The organism is Anaeromassilibacillus sp. D41t1_190614_C2 (assembly GCF_015558525.1).
Lineage (GTDB): Bacteria > Bacillota > Clostridia > Oscillospirales > Acutalibacteraceae > Anaeromassilibacillus > Anaeromassilibacillus stercoravium.
The window spans coordinates 125,700-140,165 of record NZ_JADMOD010000002.1; the positions used below are offsets into that span (position 1 = coordinate 125,700).

General features: G+C 51.3%; 15 protein-coding genes. 3 read left to right on the top strand and 12 right to left on the bottom strand.

Annotated elements, in window-relative coordinates:
• The first annotated feature begins 48 nt into the window (after positions 1-48).
• A complete protein-coding gene (gene trxA / locus I2G69_RS03740; RefSeq protein ID WP_087232084.1) occupies positions 49-360 on the top strand; it encodes a thioredoxin in 312 nt (103 codons plus the stop codon).
• Positions 361-447: 87 nt separating this feature from the next.
• Here trxA and I2G69_RS03745 read toward each other — a convergent pair whose 3' ends face one another.
• Together I2G69_RS03745 and I2G69_RS03750 are read right to left on the bottom strand one after the other, a co-directional pair.
• Positions 448-1,185 carry an N-acetylmuramoyl-L-alanine amidase gene (locus I2G69_RS03745; RefSeq protein ID WP_195560238.1) on the bottom strand — a complete coding sequence of 246 codons (738 nt, stop codon included), beginning with the start codon at positions 1,183-1,185 and terminating at the stop codon, positions 448-450.
• A gap of 52 nt (positions 1,186-1,237) precedes the next feature.
• Entirely contained in the window at positions 1,238-2,107 is an 870-nt protein-coding gene (locus I2G69_RS03750) for a polysaccharide deacetylase family protein (protein WP_242969653.1), read from the bottom strand.
• 258 nt (positions 2,108-2,365) lie between these two features.
• Between I2G69_RS03750 and I2G69_RS03755 the strand changes: the two genes are divergently transcribed.
• Positions 2,366-3,007 carry a hypothetical protein gene (locus tag I2G69_RS03755; RefSeq protein WP_195560239.1) on the top strand — a complete coding sequence of 214 codons (642 nt, stop codon included), beginning with the start codon at positions 2,366-2,368 and terminating at the stop codon, positions 3,005-3,007.
• A 76-nt stretch (positions 3,008-3,083) separates the two neighbouring features.
• Here the strand turns inward: I2G69_RS03755 and I2G69_RS03760 are convergent, their stop codons facing one another.
• From I2G69_RS03760 to I2G69_RS03805, 10 genes are all read right to left on the bottom strand, one after another.
• Complete coding sequence (locus tag I2G69_RS03760) at positions 3,084-4,055, bottom strand: alpha/beta fold hydrolase (RefSeq protein WP_195560240.1); 972 nt, start codon at positions 4,053-4,055, stop codon at positions 3,084-3,086.
• A gap of 122 nt (positions 4,056-4,177) precedes the next feature.
• Entirely contained in the window at positions 4,178-4,876 is a 699-nt protein-coding gene (gene trhA, locus I2G69_RS03765) for a PAQR family membrane homeostasis protein TrhA (protein ID WP_195450601.1), read from the bottom strand.
• A gap of 34 nt (positions 4,877-4,910) precedes the next feature.
• A complete protein-coding gene (locus I2G69_RS03770) occupies positions 4,911-5,828 on the bottom strand; it encodes a radical SAM protein (RefSeq protein WP_243254804.1) in 918 nt (305 codons plus the stop codon).
• Positions 5,816-6,670 (bottom strand): peptidoglycan editing factor PgeF, encoded by an 855-nt coding sequence (gene pgeF / locus I2G69_RS03775; protein ID WP_195560241.1) that lies wholly within the window; start codon positions 6,668-6,670, stop codon positions 5,816-5,818. The genes I2G69_RS03770 and pgeF overlap by 13 nt, the downstream gene beginning before the upstream one ends.
• Positions 6,671-6,859: 189 nt before the next feature.
• Positions 6,860-7,174, bottom strand: coding sequence for a TfoX/Sxy family protein (locus tag I2G69_RS03780; protein ID WP_195560242.1), 315 nt, complete (start codon positions 7,172-7,174; stop codon positions 6,860-6,862).
• 1 nt (position 7,175) lies between these two features.
• Complete coding sequence (locus I2G69_RS03785) at positions 7,176-9,578, bottom strand: homocysteine S-methyltransferase family protein (protein ID WP_195560243.1); 2,403 nt, start codon at positions 9,576-9,578, stop codon at positions 7,176-7,178.
• 4 nt (positions 9,579-9,582) lie between these two features.
• On the bottom strand, positions 9,583-10,227 hold the full coding sequence (locus I2G69_RS03790) for a vitamin B12 dependent-methionine synthase activation domain-containing protein (protein ID WP_087232063.1): 645 nt from the start codon (positions 10,225-10,227) through the stop codon (positions 9,583-9,585).
• Positions 10,224-11,108 (bottom strand): methylenetetrahydrofolate reductase [NAD(P)H], encoded by an 885-nt coding sequence (metF, locus tag I2G69_RS03795; RefSeq protein WP_191362671.1) that lies wholly within the window; start codon positions 11,106-11,108, stop codon positions 10,224-10,226. Before metF ends, I2G69_RS03790 begins: the two co-directional genes overlap by 4 nt.
• A gap of 312 nt (positions 11,109-11,420) precedes the next feature.
• Positions 11,421-12,737 (bottom strand): anti-sigma-I factor RsgI family protein, encoded by a 1,317-nt coding sequence (locus I2G69_RS03800; RefSeq protein ID WP_191395397.1) that lies wholly within the window; start codon positions 12,735-12,737, stop codon positions 11,421-11,423.
• Positions 12,738-12,792: 55 nt separating this feature from the next.
• Complete coding sequence (locus I2G69_RS03805; RefSeq protein WP_191362673.1) at positions 12,793-13,359, bottom strand: RNA polymerase sigma factor; 567 nt, start codon at positions 13,357-13,359, stop codon at positions 12,793-12,795.
• A 261-nt stretch (positions 13,360-13,620) separates the two neighbouring features.
• Here I2G69_RS03805 and I2G69_RS03810 point away from each other — a divergent pair, with 261 nt between their 5' ends.
• Positions 13,621-14,355, top strand: coding sequence for an N-acetylmuramoyl-L-alanine amidase (locus I2G69_RS03810; protein ID WP_191362674.1), 735 nt, complete (start codon positions 13,621-13,623; stop codon positions 14,353-14,355).
• Positions 14,356-14,466: the final 111 nt, after the last annotated feature.

The window sequence follows — 14,466 nt, forward strand, 5'->3', positions numbered from 1 at the left end:
TATGATCGCAATAAATGGAGAAACGATAAGGAAATAGGAGGTATAAAAATGGCAGTAATCGAATTGACAAAGGATAATTTCAACACAGAGACCGCACAAGGCAAGGTGCTGATCGACTTCTGGGCTAGTTGGTGCGGACCGTGCAAAATGCTTTCTCCCATCGTTGATGAAATCGCGGAGGAAGCCCCCGATGGACTGAAGGTCTGCAAGGTAAATATCGACGATTGCCCGGAGTTGGCGCAGCAGTTCCAGGTGATGAGCATTCCGACCTTGATCGTGATGCAGGATGGAAAGCCGGTCGCGTCCTCCGTTGGCGTCCGCCCGAAGCAGAAGATCCTGCAGATGCTTGCAGAAGCATAATCGAAAAACAAAGAGAGGCCGCTTCCCGCTGCATGTGCTCCGAGAAGCGGCCTTTTCTGCTGGGATTAAAGAGGATGTGCCTTTCGTCTACACAATATAGGAACTGTCTACATAGCCTACAATTCCATTGTAGCTAATGACATCCCATCCTTGCCATTCGCCGTTGATGGTAACCGTCGCCCCATTGGGCGCCTGCCCGATCACCTGCGCATCGCGGCTGGGCCTTGCGCGGATGTTCAGGTTTCCTCCCTGCGTTTGTACGGTCCCTTGACGCGGAGGCTGCGGATTGTCGATAAACGGCAGACCGAAATACTGCGTGAGGCTCTGGACGATATTTGCTGCAATCCGGTCGATGTTGTTTCGGATCCAATCGGCGTCCTCCGGATTGTCGTGGTAGGCGACCTCAATCAATACAGAAGGAGCGTTTGTCTTGGTGATCTCTGCCAACCGGGTTGTGGGGACGGTTTTCACCAAGTTCGGCTGCGGATAAATATTCTTGAAATTGTCGGCAATGATGGTCGCAGCCTGCTTCCCTCGGACACTGGCCGGATAGTAGTATACGTCGGTCCCTTGGAGTTGCCCAGACAGGCTCTTCGGCGCAGCGTTGGAGTGCAGGGCAAGATGTAAGTCATAATAGCCCTCATTCGATTGCCGGATGGCTTGCCCCAATGTCATGTCCCGGCTGCTGCGTACATACTGGATACCATTTGCACGCAGATAGGGTTCCATGGCGTCTGCAATTAAATTCATGTAGTATTGCTCGTCGCCACCGTTTACGTATTTGTTGAAGGGCTGTAAGGACGGACTCAGATAGATAATCGGCATGGTGTGATTCCTCCCATCAATGGTATCAAGGTTCTCTTTCACAACATCTGGTTCAGGATGCGCTTGCTTGAGGCGGGGCGATCTTTCGGAAGAAATCTGCGCTGCTTTTCCCCGGTGGTCGCAGGAAGCGCCCCAATTCATATAGACACTCTGGGTTCTGTGTAATCTGATTGACCTTGCTGGCGCAACCAAGCGTTGCAGAAAAGCCTAAACTGCGTACAATTGGCACGGCCGCGTCACTGATAGCACCAAACGGATAAACAAAGGTCGTAGGAGTATATCCGGTGTGTTCCTGCATTTCCTGTTGCATTTGGGTGATGTCTTTGGTCAAGAGTGCCGTATAATCCTCCAGGCTTTCCCCGCGCAGTTTTTTGGCCCCTAAACGCTTCCCGTCGCTCGAATGGAGGTTGTAGGTGTGGTTTTGAAATTCCACATAGCCGGAATCCATCATTTCCTTAATTTGATCCCAGGTCATATGCGAATAGGTCGCGTGGTTGGCGTCCGCCTTGCTAAATTGGTCCGTATAATAGCCGATGGGGGAAATGACAATTTTACTTTCATATTTTTTTGCCAACGGATACGCATATAAGTAGTTGTTGTAGTATCCATCGTCAAAGGTGAGCATGATTGGCTTTTCGGGCAAAGGGACTTGCTTGTTGACATAATCCAGAAGATCCTGCATGTGGATCGTTGTGTAGCCGTTGTCCTTCAAATAGCGGAGGTCCTCTTCAAAGGTCTCCGGCGAAATCGTGTATTCCCCACTCCCATTCCGAAGCATGCTATGGTACATGATGATGGGAAGTTGAATTCCCTCCGGCTGTACCTGGGCGTTTGTTGCTTTCACGTGACCCATCTGTACATAGGTAAAAACGCCCGCCGCCGCCCCGACCAAAACCAAAAATAGCGCCAGTATTCGTTTCATTGAAAAGGTTCCATACATTCCCAGCATACTCCTTACGCTGCCTCGATTGGTGTCCGAAAGGACATCCCATTCGGACATCTGGACATTCATAAAAAATATATAGAGAATGCAGCGCATTTATGATATAATGTTTCACAAGACGCTTTTGTGCCGAATGCACCGGAAGTGAAATTCAAAGATAAGTTGGTGAATAATTTGGACGAAAAAAACACGCAAGACCAATGGACTCCTGAAGAGCTCCAGGAGACAAATGAAGAATTGGAAGAACAAAATACCTCCCTGGAATCACCAGAAGCCACGGACAAACCTGAAGAACCGGAGCTGGATGAAAACGGAAAACCCCGCCGGAAATTGAATAAAAAAGCCTACATGTGCGGTATCGTCCTGCTATTGATGTTCTTCGCAATTGCAATTTACCGTACGCACACAAATGGGTTCGGCATGATTGTACAAACCGTGGAATCCTATACATATAACGTGGAGACGTTGGAAACACCTGCATCTTTTACAATCAATCTCGACAATCTGGAGAGCAACAGCGGTGTCAGCGTCTATGATGACGGGGACTGCTCCATCGAAGTATCCAGTGTGGAGAAGGCGGACGATGGGTACTTGGTCACCTTTATGGCGACGCCGAAATACGACTTCTTCCAAAATTATGCGCTTCTTGTATCTGCAACTCAGGAAGAATACCAAATTGTTTCGGACGGTACCGCACATCTGGCCATCTTAAAGGCAGAATTGACGGGTTCCTACGGCGATGAAACATTTACGGCGACACAGGGCGAATCCAACGACATTGGGACCCTCTTCACGTATACGATCCCGGTGCAGGAGACTACAGGGGAAGTGTCCTTGACGTTCAATGGTTTGAGGAAAATGAACTGGAACCTGAAATAAAGCGCAGCAAAACAGAAAGAGCTTGCTTCTATCCCAAAAAGGGAAGAGGCAAGCTCTTTTTATATGTGCATTTCTCTTATTCAGAAGCCGCCTTCGGCAGGGTTTCCGGCATGGCTGTAACGGCCTCACAGAATTGTAAAAGATCTTGATAGACCTCTTGGCGATTGGACTCACCCAACACAACATGACGCGCCCCAGGATAGAGGATCAATTGGACATCATGGCCCGTGCGCACAAGCCTTTGCGCCAGCTGACGGATCCCTTTTCCGAAGTTTCCCAGCGGGTCGCGGTCCCCGCTCATCAACAAAATGGGGATGTTCCGCGGGACGCTGCGATACCAGCGGGGAGAGCTGATTTGTTCTTGCAGCTGGAGAATATCGCAATAGCCGGAAATGGTCAGATCGAACCCGCAGAGCGGGTCGTTGTTGTATTGGTCAACAAAGCGGTCGTCGCCGCTGAGCCAGTCGTGTTTGGTGCGGTTTGGCGCAAATACACGGTTGAACCGCCCTGTAGAATACCTTGCAAACGCAGCATCGTGCGCTTTGGGGCCGAATTTTCTCCGCTTTGCCTCCGCAAATGTCCGCCGCCCCGTCAGAAGACTTCTTTGGATGGGACCGCAGGTGCCGAGGAAGGCCACTGCGGAAAGCTCTTCGCCATATCGGGCGCTATAGGCCCTTGCTAAAAACGATCCCATGCTGTGTCCCAACAGGAGATAGGGGATATCCGGATAATCGTGCCGCATGATTTCATACAGCTTGTGCATATCCTGCAATAGGTTTTCACAGCCGTTCTCACCAAAGTATCCATAAGAACCACCTGTGGAAACGCTTTTTCCGTGGCCTAAATGGTCGTTAATCGCCACTGCAAACCCGTTAGACGCCATATATGTGGCAAAATCCATATACAGAAGGCTGTGTTCCGCCATTCCATGTGCAATCTGTAGAACGCCCTTCACGGTTGTCCGATCCGCGGGTTCCACAATCCGGACAAAAATGCGTTCGCCGTCTGCATGAGATTCGAAGGACATTTCTCTCTGCAAAAGTTCCATTTTGGGAACCTCCTTCCAATGCCATTGAACAAAAAGCTCCGGTAGAGCTTGCATTTAGTATACCGCAGCTCTCCCGAAGCTTCGTAAAGGAATTGTAAATTTTTGACGAACAAAAATAAGCGCTACACAACTGCGATGTTATAAATCACCAAAAAGTGGAAAAAGCTGCCTGCGACACAGAAAAAATGCCAAATAGAGTGCATATATTTTACTTTTCGGCCGACGCCATATAAAATCGCCCCGACTGTATAGAGCACTCCGCCGGTCACCAAAAAGAGCAGGGAAATTCTGTCGAGGCTCTCAATCAGTGGGCGAAGGAAAAAGAGCACGCACCAGCCGAGCCCCAGGTAACAGATCATAGAAATCACGCGAAAACGCTTCATATCGACGGCGTTGAGTACGATTCCCAAGAGGGAAACCGCCCAGACAAAGCCAAACAGGGACCATCCGGTTGAACCGCCGATACACAGCAGCGAAACAGGGGTATACGTGCCGGCGATCAATAGATAGATGGTGCAGTGATCCAGCACCTGGAACACCTTCTTAGCACGCCCCACTCCCAATGCATGGTACAGCGTGGATACCGTATACAGAAGAACCATGGTGCTTCCGTAGATGGAAACGCTCACCACGGTGAGCGCATTGTGTTGTCCCTGCACCAGCAGGATTACCAGCGCTGCAATGGCGAAGGCCGCGCCCAGACCGTGGGAAATCGCATTCCAGATTTCCTCAGCCGTCGAATAACTGGGCAGACCCAGCCGCTTTCTCCTCCAGGCCCGGCGTTCGCTCCGGCGCGGCGTCCGAAAGGTTGTTTTTTCCATGCCATCCGTCCCTTCTAGCAACAGCCAAATTTTCTCATGTTTCTTGCGCGCCAAGAGGGGGAAGCCCCTCTAAATCAAACGGGGGGATAAACCCTTTTTGTGCCGATGTGCGCTCTTGTACATACCCATCCAGCCCCAAGTCAAACAGATGCTGTTGTACCTTCTCATATTCCCGCTTGGTGATCCGGCGGTTGATCTCTGGAAACTCCGCGGCCCGCCCGCAGGGGACATATTGCGCCATCAAGCTTACGAGCACGCCTTCCGGCAAATTGTTTTTGATCCAGTCGAGAACCTCGATCGAATTGCGTGTATGGCCCGGAAGGATCAAATGCCGCACAATCGTCCCGCGCTGGAGCATTCCATCTCCGTCAAAAATGGCCGGGCCAGTCTGCCGCACCATTTCCAAGATGGCCTCCGCCGCACGCTCCGGATAATCGGCCGCCCCGGAGAGGCGCTGCGCCAATGCGGAGTCGCGGTACTTGTAGTCCGGTAAATAGACGGAGACCAACCCATCCAGCATCCGCAAAGTCTCCACCCGCTCATAACCACTGGTATTATACACCACGGGCACGGGAAGAGGGCGAAGCCGCAGGGCCTCTGCGATTCCAACAGCAAAATGTGTTGGGTTGACCAGATTGATGTTGTGCGCCCCTTGGTCTACCAAGTGAAAAAATACGTCGGAAAGTTCCTGCGGGGTTAAGGAACGACCCACCTCGCGGCGCACGCTGATCTGCTCATTCTGGCAGAAAACGCATTGCAGGGAACAGCCTGTAAAGAATACGGTCCCCGATCCTTTGTTGCCACTGATGCAGGGCTCTTCCCAGGCGTGGAGGGCTGCCCTGGCTACGACCGGCTTCACTCCCATGCGGCAAAAGCCGTTGCCCGATTTCGCATCGCGCCGGGCACCGCACATGCGGGGACAGAGGGTACACTGTTCGATCAGCTCCGGCATTCCGCATCCTCCTTTAAAGCCAAAAATGCTGCCATACCGCCCCGTTTGCCGCCGCTGGCACGATGGGAAAAGAGCCAATCGGCATGGCATTGGGTGCAAAGTTCCGCAACAGAGATGTGCGCCTCTAAAAGGCCAGCGCGCAGCAATGCACGGCGGTTTGCTTCCCACAGGTTGAGCATATATTTTCCGTCGCCGCAATCCCGCAAAAAGCATTCCGGTTTCCAATCCGTCCTCGCGGCGAATGCATCCGCCACCGGTTGGTCCACTTCGTAGCAGCAGGGACCGATGGAGGGGCCGATAGCGGCGAGCAATTCCTCCGGCCGGCTGCCAAACTTATGCGCCATCGCCTCCACCATCTTGATGCCCATCCCCGCGACCGTCCCGCGCCAACCGGCATGCGCAAGGCCGATGGCCCGATGGACAGGATCCAAAAAGTAAAGCGGCACGCAGTCCGCATAATACGTCACCAGCGTGACTCCGGGTTCATCCGTGAGCAACCCGTCCACGCTTTCCTGATCGCGAGGGCGCCAGATTCCAATACCGCACTCCCGCTTGGTGACGCGCCGGATCTCTGTGTGGTGATCCTGGGCCGAAGCCACCAGGGAGTCGAACGAAAAGCCCGCAGCATCGCAAAACCGATGGTAATTCGTCAGGACTGTCTCATCCGGATCACCGCGATGAAAGCTCAAATTCATGGAAGAAAATTCCCCGCAGCTCACGCCTCCCACCCGGGTGGAAAACGCGTGCCGCACAAATGGAACAGCAGAGAAGGCTGGAAAGGTCAGATAGGCTACGCCCTGTTTCTCATGCAGCTCCATATTCCGGGTATCGTAAGGCCCCATGCAATGTTCCTCCTTATAGCAAAACTCGAAAAAAGATCGTTTGCATTTTATCACAACGGACACGGAAAAGCAAACCGAAGATTGCCGGCTGAAAAATCTGGAAAGTAGGGTCACAACCACAACTATAACCATAAAAAACGCTGCCCAGCGAAAATTTTAACCCTTCCGCCGGACAGCACAAATTCTTCATTATGGGCGCTTTTTCGCCTCTGGCAGCGCTTCGTACGTGCAGAGGACAAGGCGCTGTAAGAATTCCCGGTCGTCAACCTCCTCGACCAACAGCATCGGTTTAGCGCCGGGGTAGGGGAGGGCTTCGCATCCTTGGGACAGAAGCGCTTCACCGGGAACCGTCCGCTTTATCAGAAAGCGGTCATCGTAGATCCCGCCGATCCCCTTCCCATAGACATAGAGAAGGTACTCGCCCATCATTTTCCGGCTGGAAATTCCCTCTAAACCATCGAGCTGGCTCAAGATAAACTGCAAAAAGGATTCACTGGAAGCCATGTTATTCCTCCCCTGAAGGGTCGCCGAAGATCACATGGGCGTACCGGACCGAATCCATCGCGTCTTTGGAATAGTGATCCGCATGGATCATATCGGCATATTCCTGCGTCAGAACTGCGCCGCCGACCATCACTTTGCAGTCGGGAGCATTCTTGTGCAATTCCCGGATGGTTTCCTCCATATTTACCACCGTCGTGGTCATCAAGGCACTCAAGCCTACCAGCTTGACCTCGTTCTGTACCACGGCCTCTACGACTTTCTCCGGCGGTACGTCCTTTCCAAGGTCGATCACATCGTAGCTGTAATTTTCCAGCAATACCTTCACAATGTTTTTGCCGATGTCGTGGATATCGCCTTTGACCGTCGCCAGCACAATCTTATCCTTTTTGACACTCGCTGTGGACGTTTCCATACTGTCCAATTTTGTCCGCACTACTTCGAAAGCGGCTTTAGCTGCATCCGCGCTCATCAACAGTTGCGGAAGGAAGAGTTTCCCTGTTTCAAAATCCTTGCCGACGCGATCCAATGCGGGGATCAGCGATTCGTTGATGACCGCAAGCGGCTCTTTCGTCAGCAATTCCTGTTCTGCGGCGGCGTGTGCGCTCTCTTTCAAGCCGCTGATGATCGCCTGTCCTAAGCTCATCTCCATGCCAGAAGCCTTTGGCACAGACTCCGAAGGCTGCTCGGAATACCGGGCGATGTAGTCCATACATTGTTGGTCAACACCGCTCAGGGCACAGTATGCATCATAGGCTTTGCGCATAGCCGCCGAATTCGGATTGACAATTGCGGCGCTCAATCCGCTTTGCAGCGCCATGGTAAAAAACGCAGCATTGACATTATCGCGCTGCGGCAATCCAAACGATATGTTGGAAACCCCCAGCGAAGTGTGTACGCCTAAAGTATTTTCGATCAACCGCAGCGCTTCCAACGTCACCGCTGCCGCTTCCTGTCCGGCGCTGATGGTCATAACCAGCGCGTCCACAACGATGTCCCGCTTTGGAATCCCGTATGTGGCCGCTGTCTCTACGATCTTTTTTGCCACAGCAAGCCTTCCCTCCGGGGTTTCGGGAATCCCCGACTCGTCCAACGTCAGGGCGATCACCACGCCGCCGTATTTTTTCACCAGCGGGAAGATGCTACGCATGCTCTCCTGCTTTCCGTTGACCGAATTGATCAGCGGCTTGCCGTTGTAAAGGCGCATGGCCTGTTCCATGGTCTCCGCATTGGAGGTGTCGATCTGTAAGGGAAGGTCAACAACGCTTTGCAGTTCTGTGACCGCACGGCACATCATCGCCGTTTCGTCGATCTCCGGCAGGCCAACGTTCACGTCGAGAATATGCGCGCCAGCCTGTTGCTGGACGATGCCCTCGCGGAGGATGTAATCCATATCATTTTCGCGCAGGGCCTGCTTGAAACGCGATTTTCCAGTTGGGTTGATGCGTTCCCCGATCAACAGCGGCCGCTTTCCAAAGCAGACCGCCTTGGAATAGGAGGAGATCACCGTGCGTTCTTTCGGTTGCAGGGGGGCGGGGAAGATCGTTTTGCAGCGCTGGATCATTGCCGCAATGTGCGCCGGGGTGGTTCCACAACAGCCGCCCGCAAGCCAAGCGCCCTCGCGGACCAGTTCCTCCATCACGGCGGCAAATTCTTCCGGACCTACGTCAAATACCGTGCGCCCATCCACACTGCGTGGGAGCCCCGCATTGGGGTTTACAATCATAGGGATGGAACAGCAGTCCAGAAGTTGGGGGAAGAGAGTGCGCATCTGTTCAGGCCCGAGGCCGCAATTGAAGCCAATGGCGTCAGCGCCCAGCCCTTCCAAAAGAGCGACTGCTGCGGCAATGTCGCCGCCGGTGAGAAGCTTGCCTTTCTCATCAAAGATCATCGTGACAAACACGGGGAGGGAGGTGTTCTCTTTTGCCGCCAGCAGCGCCGCCTTTGCTTCATACGTATCGCTCATGGTTTCAATTAAGATAAGGTCAGCGCCGGCTTTCTCTCCGCATTGTGCCGCCTCTTTAAAGGCTTCGTAGGCTTCCTCAAAGGAAAGGTCCCCCAATGGGCGCAGGAGTTTTCCCGTGGGACCGATGTCCATCGCAACATATGCATCCCGGCCGCAGGATTCCACCGCGTGCCGTGCATGGGAAACCGCCGCTTCCACGATCTCCTGAACCGAGCGGCCGCATCCGCGCAATTTGATCGCATTTCCCCCGAACGTGTTGGTCTTTACAATATCTGCACCGGCAGCGAGGTAGTCGCGATGAATCTGCTCGATCAGATCCGGCCTTTCCAGATTCCAAAGCTCGGGCAGTTCCCCAGCCCCCAAGCCGTTTTGCTGTAAAATGGTCCCCATAGCGCCGTCAAAAAAGACGATGCGCTTTCCGAGAAGCTCCAAAACCCCCATAGTTTCAATCCTTTCTGAATGGACAAGATTTCGCTTTACATGTCATGCATTTCGCAATATGACAGCTCTGCGCCTCCGCAGTCAAACCAATCACCGCAGTCACGGATTTGGACGGCGCCAACATGAAGCTGTCGGTCATAGTCAGCCCAATCCGCTTTGGGCAATCCAAGACCGTTAAAAATTCCCTTTGATAAGAGATGTCGAAATCGCCGTATCCGGGGCTATAGCGCGGGCGCAAATATAGGCCGCGGCTGGCCGCTTCCTGTGCGATTGGTTCTTGGCATTCGTCGCAGTAAGATTCAATCAGGGAGGCGGCACAGGCTTGCATCACCACCGCGCGGCTCATCGACACTTTGGCGCAGCGCTCCAGCCGCAAATCGACCGGTGCACCCAAAGTGGCTGCAAACAAAACCGCTTCGTCGCAGCCGGAAAGATGTTGGAACAGATCCCTACTATGCACCACCATACCGGCAAATTCCAGCGTATCCGCATTTGGCCGGGAAAGTTCTACTGCCTGCAAAATGTGATGCGGCGTCGCGGCCTCTTCCAATTCCCGCGTACAGTCCGCAATGGTGTGCAAAATTTCCGCATCCGGTTCCGAGCCCTTATACCCTAAGTAACGCAGGACCTCCCGCTGGTCTATTTTCATGCTTCTTCGTCCCGCAGAATGCCGGAGAGGTTGTCCATAATCTTTGCGGCAATCTCCGGATTGTTCATCGTATACAGGTGAATATGGTTAACCCCGTTGGAAAGCAAGTCAATAATCTGTTCCGTCGCGTAGGCAATCCCTGCCTGTTTCATCGCCAGCGGCTTGTCGGAAAATGTATCGGCAATGGCCTTGAAGCGCGGCGGGAGCGTTGTCCCCGAAAGCTCGCAGGAGCGCTTGATCTGCCGGCTGTTGGTTACCGGCATCACACCTGCGACAACCGGCACCTGGATGCCCTTTGCCATGATGCGGTATAAAAAGTTGTAAAACACATTATTATCAAAAAACATCTGGGTGGTAAGGAAATCGCAACCGCTCTCCACCTTCTGTTTCAAATAGTCGATGTCGTCTTCCTTGTGCTCGCATTCCACATGGCCCTCCGGATAGCAGGCGCCGCCGATGCAAAAGCGGTCGCCCTTCTGGCTGCGGATGTCTTGGATCAGCTCGCAGGCATAGCGGTAATGCCGGGGGGAAGGGAAGTCCATATCCTGTGGGATGTCGCCGCGCAGCGCAAGGATATTTTCAATATGGTTTTCCTCGATACGGTCCAGCATGGTTACAACCTCCTCTTTGGTGGAGGAGACACAGGTCAGGTGCGCCATAGCGGGAATTCCGTATGTATCCTGGATTTTTGATGCAATTTCCACGGTCCGTTTGGAGGTACTGCCGCCCGCGCCGTAGGTAACGCTGATAAAATCGGGGTGCAGGGCCGCAATCTCCCGAATGATTTCGTCCATCCTGCTCATATCCGCACCCGCTTTAGGGGGAAAAATCTCGCAGGAAAAAGTCACTTTCTTGTTTTGTAATAAGTCCTTTATTTTCAACTTGGTTCATCCTTTCCGTTCCAACAGAAGTCTGCTCCTCTGCTGCGTGATGAGACATTTCTATATATTATAACATAAGAATGAGAAAAGATGAAATAAAATCCACCCAATCACTTTGAATTTCCTCTCAAATTTTTTCGAAGGTTTTCTATTTCAGGCCTATTCCAAATTCCCGAGAAAGTCTCCGATATGCTCTGTTTGAATAGAGAGGCGAAACGATGAAGAGGGGAGAATGGTGACTGTAGCTATTTAGAGAAAAAAGAAGAAGCCGTGGAAACTTACCACGGCTTCTTCTTTATTGGAGGTATATTCTTACCCTTTTTGCATCACGCTACCCTGCGTGATCATCAAACCATCAATGCTACCAAGATTTTCGTCCAACTCCGTTTCCGCGGGGGGATCACTCTGCTCGGACATCTGCGTCCCAGGGCAGGTTCCATTGCACACGGAAAGCAATTGACCACAATATTTACAATACTGTTTTCCTTCGGACTGGTCACATTTGCCTTCACAGACGGAAAGCAAGCTTCCACAGTACTCACAGTAGGGGCTGGATTCGCCTTCCTCAATAAGTACCTTTTGATCCGGATCATCAATGGGGGTCGTACCTGCTGGATCACTGGTTACTGCCGAACCGCTGTTCTCCGATGGCTTTTCCTCGGCAGGTTCGCTGCTTTCTGGAGAAGTCTGAGGAGGGATACCGCTGTCCTTGACCACGTCACTATTACCACTTTCCGGCAGAACCGGCCTTTGCTCCGGCACACTGCTCGGATTGTTTTCCGGATTCGAACTCTCATTTCCTGGGTTCTTGACTATGTTGTCGTCGCCATCCGAATCAACAAAATCAGGTTCCTCTGGAACTTCTGGATCGATTTCCGTTGTAACAATGCCGCTGAGATCAATTTGATGGATATCAACCAAGGAAGCAAGCTCCTTGATCGACATCGCAGCTAGATCACTGGAATTCAGATTTTGATCTTTTTCCGCAATCTTCTTTACAAAATCCGCTTTCCCAACTGAAATGTTATTATCCTTTGCAAAGGATTTAACATCATCGGTAACAGGATCGCTCTGTTGCAAAATCGTTGCTTTCGTATGATTTTGCTTCAAGGTGGCATCCACGCTGGAGGTCACCTTGCTTTGTAAGCGCTGCACTTTTTCTGCGTCATCATTGGCTACAGAGATCAAGATGGTGTTTTCTGGACTATCCGCGGACAGATACCCTTCTTGAAGCATCGCCTCAATAATCAGGTTTGTTGCTGTCCCCAAATCCATCCGATTCAGGTCCATACCGTCCAAAACGTTTACGGCGTCCTCGTTTAATGCCCGGCAACTCACTACCGTATCCTGCGGATCCACAGATAGCTCAATGCTCGGGTTCACGTCAATGCTGACAATGGAATCCACTGTAGGTTGAACCATAAAGAAAATTCCAACAAACAACATCAACGCCGCAGCAATCGCACAACTTGCCATTCTAAAGGAGATGATATGCGATTTTGGGTTGCTCTCCTTTTTAAACTCCACAACAGACGAGTCATTCTGTACCGCCAGGATTTCGCCCAGTACATCGGGAGTCGCTGTCAGAACGGCATTTCTCAAGGATTGCTTCATTTCTTTTTTTGTCATAGTCTCATATCGCACCTATCCTTGTAGAAAGTGCTTAGACCAGAGCCCAAAAAAATCAGCCAGCGCGATCTTCATTTACAGCTTTGTAAAGTTTTTTGATCGCCCTGTTGTAACAGGAAAGAACCGTGCCAATTGGAATATCGAGCAGGGAGGAAATCTCTCTAAACTTGAACCCCTGGGTTACATGCAAGAGGACGATATTCCGTTCCTGTTCGTTCAGGATCTCTAGCGCCTTCTGCAATACCAGATTGTCGATGGTATTGGAGATCACATCTACTCCGACATGATTCTCTTCTTCAGAGAAATCGGAAGACTCCTGCCTTTGGGCCCGGCGAAGCTCCATATAGGCCAGATTTCTAGCAATTGTAAAAATCCAAGCCAGGGGCTTTCCCTGAGGAATATAATGTCGTATCGACTTGCGGACGGAAAGATAGGTATCCTGCATCAGATCCTCCGCCGTCGAGTGGCTTTTGACGATGGCCAAAAGATAACAATAAACAGAGTTCTGTGTGATGCGGTACAGTTGTTCGAAAGCGGCCCTGTCACCGTCCGCAACCTCGCGCATCAGAGAATCAGTCAACTGTTCCTTTTTCCCGTCGTCACGGTTTCCTGGAACCAACATTTTCATCCCTCTATCAACATAATGAACGAATCATCGTTTTTATTGCAGCCATAAAAAATTTTTTTGAAATTTTTTATACAACTGCTGGGGTGACTTTGCCGTTTCGATCAACGGCATTTAGAAACATACTTTATCATTATATCGGATAAATTCCGTTTTGGGAAGCCCTCTTTCCAAAACGGCTTTATTTTTCGCTTTGAAATACCGTTCATGCGCCGCATAGCTCTTCAAACGGGTACATATATATCTGAAAAAGGGGGAATGGACTTGAATTCTGGGCGCAAAAGCGGATACTTTGTGCCGGTAGCGGTTTTAGTGCTTTGCTGCCTGGCCTTTTTGCTTTTATCCTATCTATCGTATCAAAAAGTGGGGGAAATGGCCTCCAATCTTGCTGCACGGGAGCGGCCGGCCGTGGTGATCGATCCGGGGCACGGCGGGGAAGACGGCGGTGCGCAGGGCGTATCTCAGATGCTGGAAAAGGATATCAACCTGGCGATTGCAAAGAAACTGGAAAAGATGCTGGCGCTCTCCGGGTTCCATGTGATTATGACGCGGGAGGAAGATGTTTCCATCGGGGATCCAGCTTTGGATACCGTAAAGGAGCGCAAAGTTTCCGATCTTCATAATCGTTTAGGTCTCATTGAAGAACAAGGCGATTGTATTTTTTTGAGCATTCACCAAAACCATTTTACCAGCAGCAGATATTATGGTACACAGGTATTTTATTCCACAAATGATCCATCCAGCGAAGAGCTGGCAGAAGCTGTCCGAGGGAGGGTGGTTTCTCTTTTACAGCCGGACAATACGCGCGAATGCAAGCCGGCTACAAGCTCAATTTATCTCTTATGGCATGCAGAGGTACCCGCTGTGTTGGTGGAATGCGGCTTTCTTTCTAATGAAAGCGAGGCGCAAAAGCTCAACGATCCACAGTATCAAGAGCAGATGGCCTTTGCAATCTACAGCGGATTTTTAGACTACTATCAATCTTCCCGCTGAAACTCCTATAACTAACTTGTGAAATATAACTAGAATCAAACGACAACTTGTTTTTCCTACACTCTTTCCGTATAATGGAAACAACCTTTTAAAAAATGAACCGGTAATGAG

What these genes read in the sequence shown, in the direction of transcription:
- trxA (WP_087232084.1), top strand. Translation starts at nt 49, where the DNA reads ATGGCAGTAATCGAATTGACAAAGGATAATTTCAACACAGAGACCGCA.
- I2G69_RS03745 (WP_195560238.1), bottom strand. Translation starts at nt 1,185, where the DNA reads ATGCCGATTATCTATCTGAGTCCGTCCTTACAGCCCTTCAACAAATAC.
- I2G69_RS03750 (WP_242969653.1), bottom strand. Translation starts at nt 2,107, where the DNA reads ATGAAACGAATACTGGCGCTATTTTTGGTTTTGGTCGGGGCGGCGGCG.
- I2G69_RS03760 (WP_195560240.1), bottom strand. Translation starts at nt 4,055, where the DNA reads ATGGAACTTTTGCAGAGAGAAATGTCCTTCGAATCTCATGCAGACGGC.
- trhA (WP_195450601.1), bottom strand. Translation starts at nt 4,876, where the DNA reads ATGGAAAAAACAACCTTTCGGACGCCGCGCCGGAGCGAACGCCGGGCC.
- I2G69_RS03770 (WP_243254804.1), bottom strand. Translation starts at nt 5,828, where the DNA reads ATGCCGGAGCTGATCGAACAGTGTACCCTCTGTCCCCGCATGTGCGGT.
- pgeF (WP_195560241.1), bottom strand. Translation starts at nt 6,670, where the DNA reads ATGGGGCCTTACGATACCCGGAATATGGAGCTGCATGAGAAACAGGGC.
- I2G69_RS03780 (WP_195560242.1), bottom strand. Translation starts at nt 7,174, where the DNA reads ATGGCTTCCAGTGAATCCTTTTTGCAGTTTATCTTGAGCCAGCTCGAT.
- I2G69_RS03785 (WP_195560243.1), bottom strand. Translation starts at nt 9,578, where the DNA reads ATGGGGGTTTTGGAGCTTCTCGGAAAGCGCATCGTCTTTTTTGACGGC.
- I2G69_RS03790 (WP_087232063.1), bottom strand. Translation starts at nt 10,227, where the DNA reads ATGAAAATAGACCAGCGGGAGGTCCTGCGTTACTTAGGGTATAAGGGC.
- I2G69_RS03800 (WP_191395397.1), bottom strand. Translation starts at nt 12,737, where the DNA reads ATGACAAAAAAAGAAATGAAGCAATCCTTGAGAAATGCCGTTCTGACA.
- I2G69_RS03805 (WP_191362673.1), bottom strand. Translation starts at nt 13,359, where the DNA reads ATGTTGGTTCCAGGAAACCGTGACGACGGGAAAAAGGAACAGTTGACT.
- I2G69_RS03810 (WP_191362674.1), top strand. Translation starts at nt 13,621, where the DNA reads ATGGACTTGAATTCTGGGCGCAAAAGCGGATACTTTGTGCCGGTAGCG.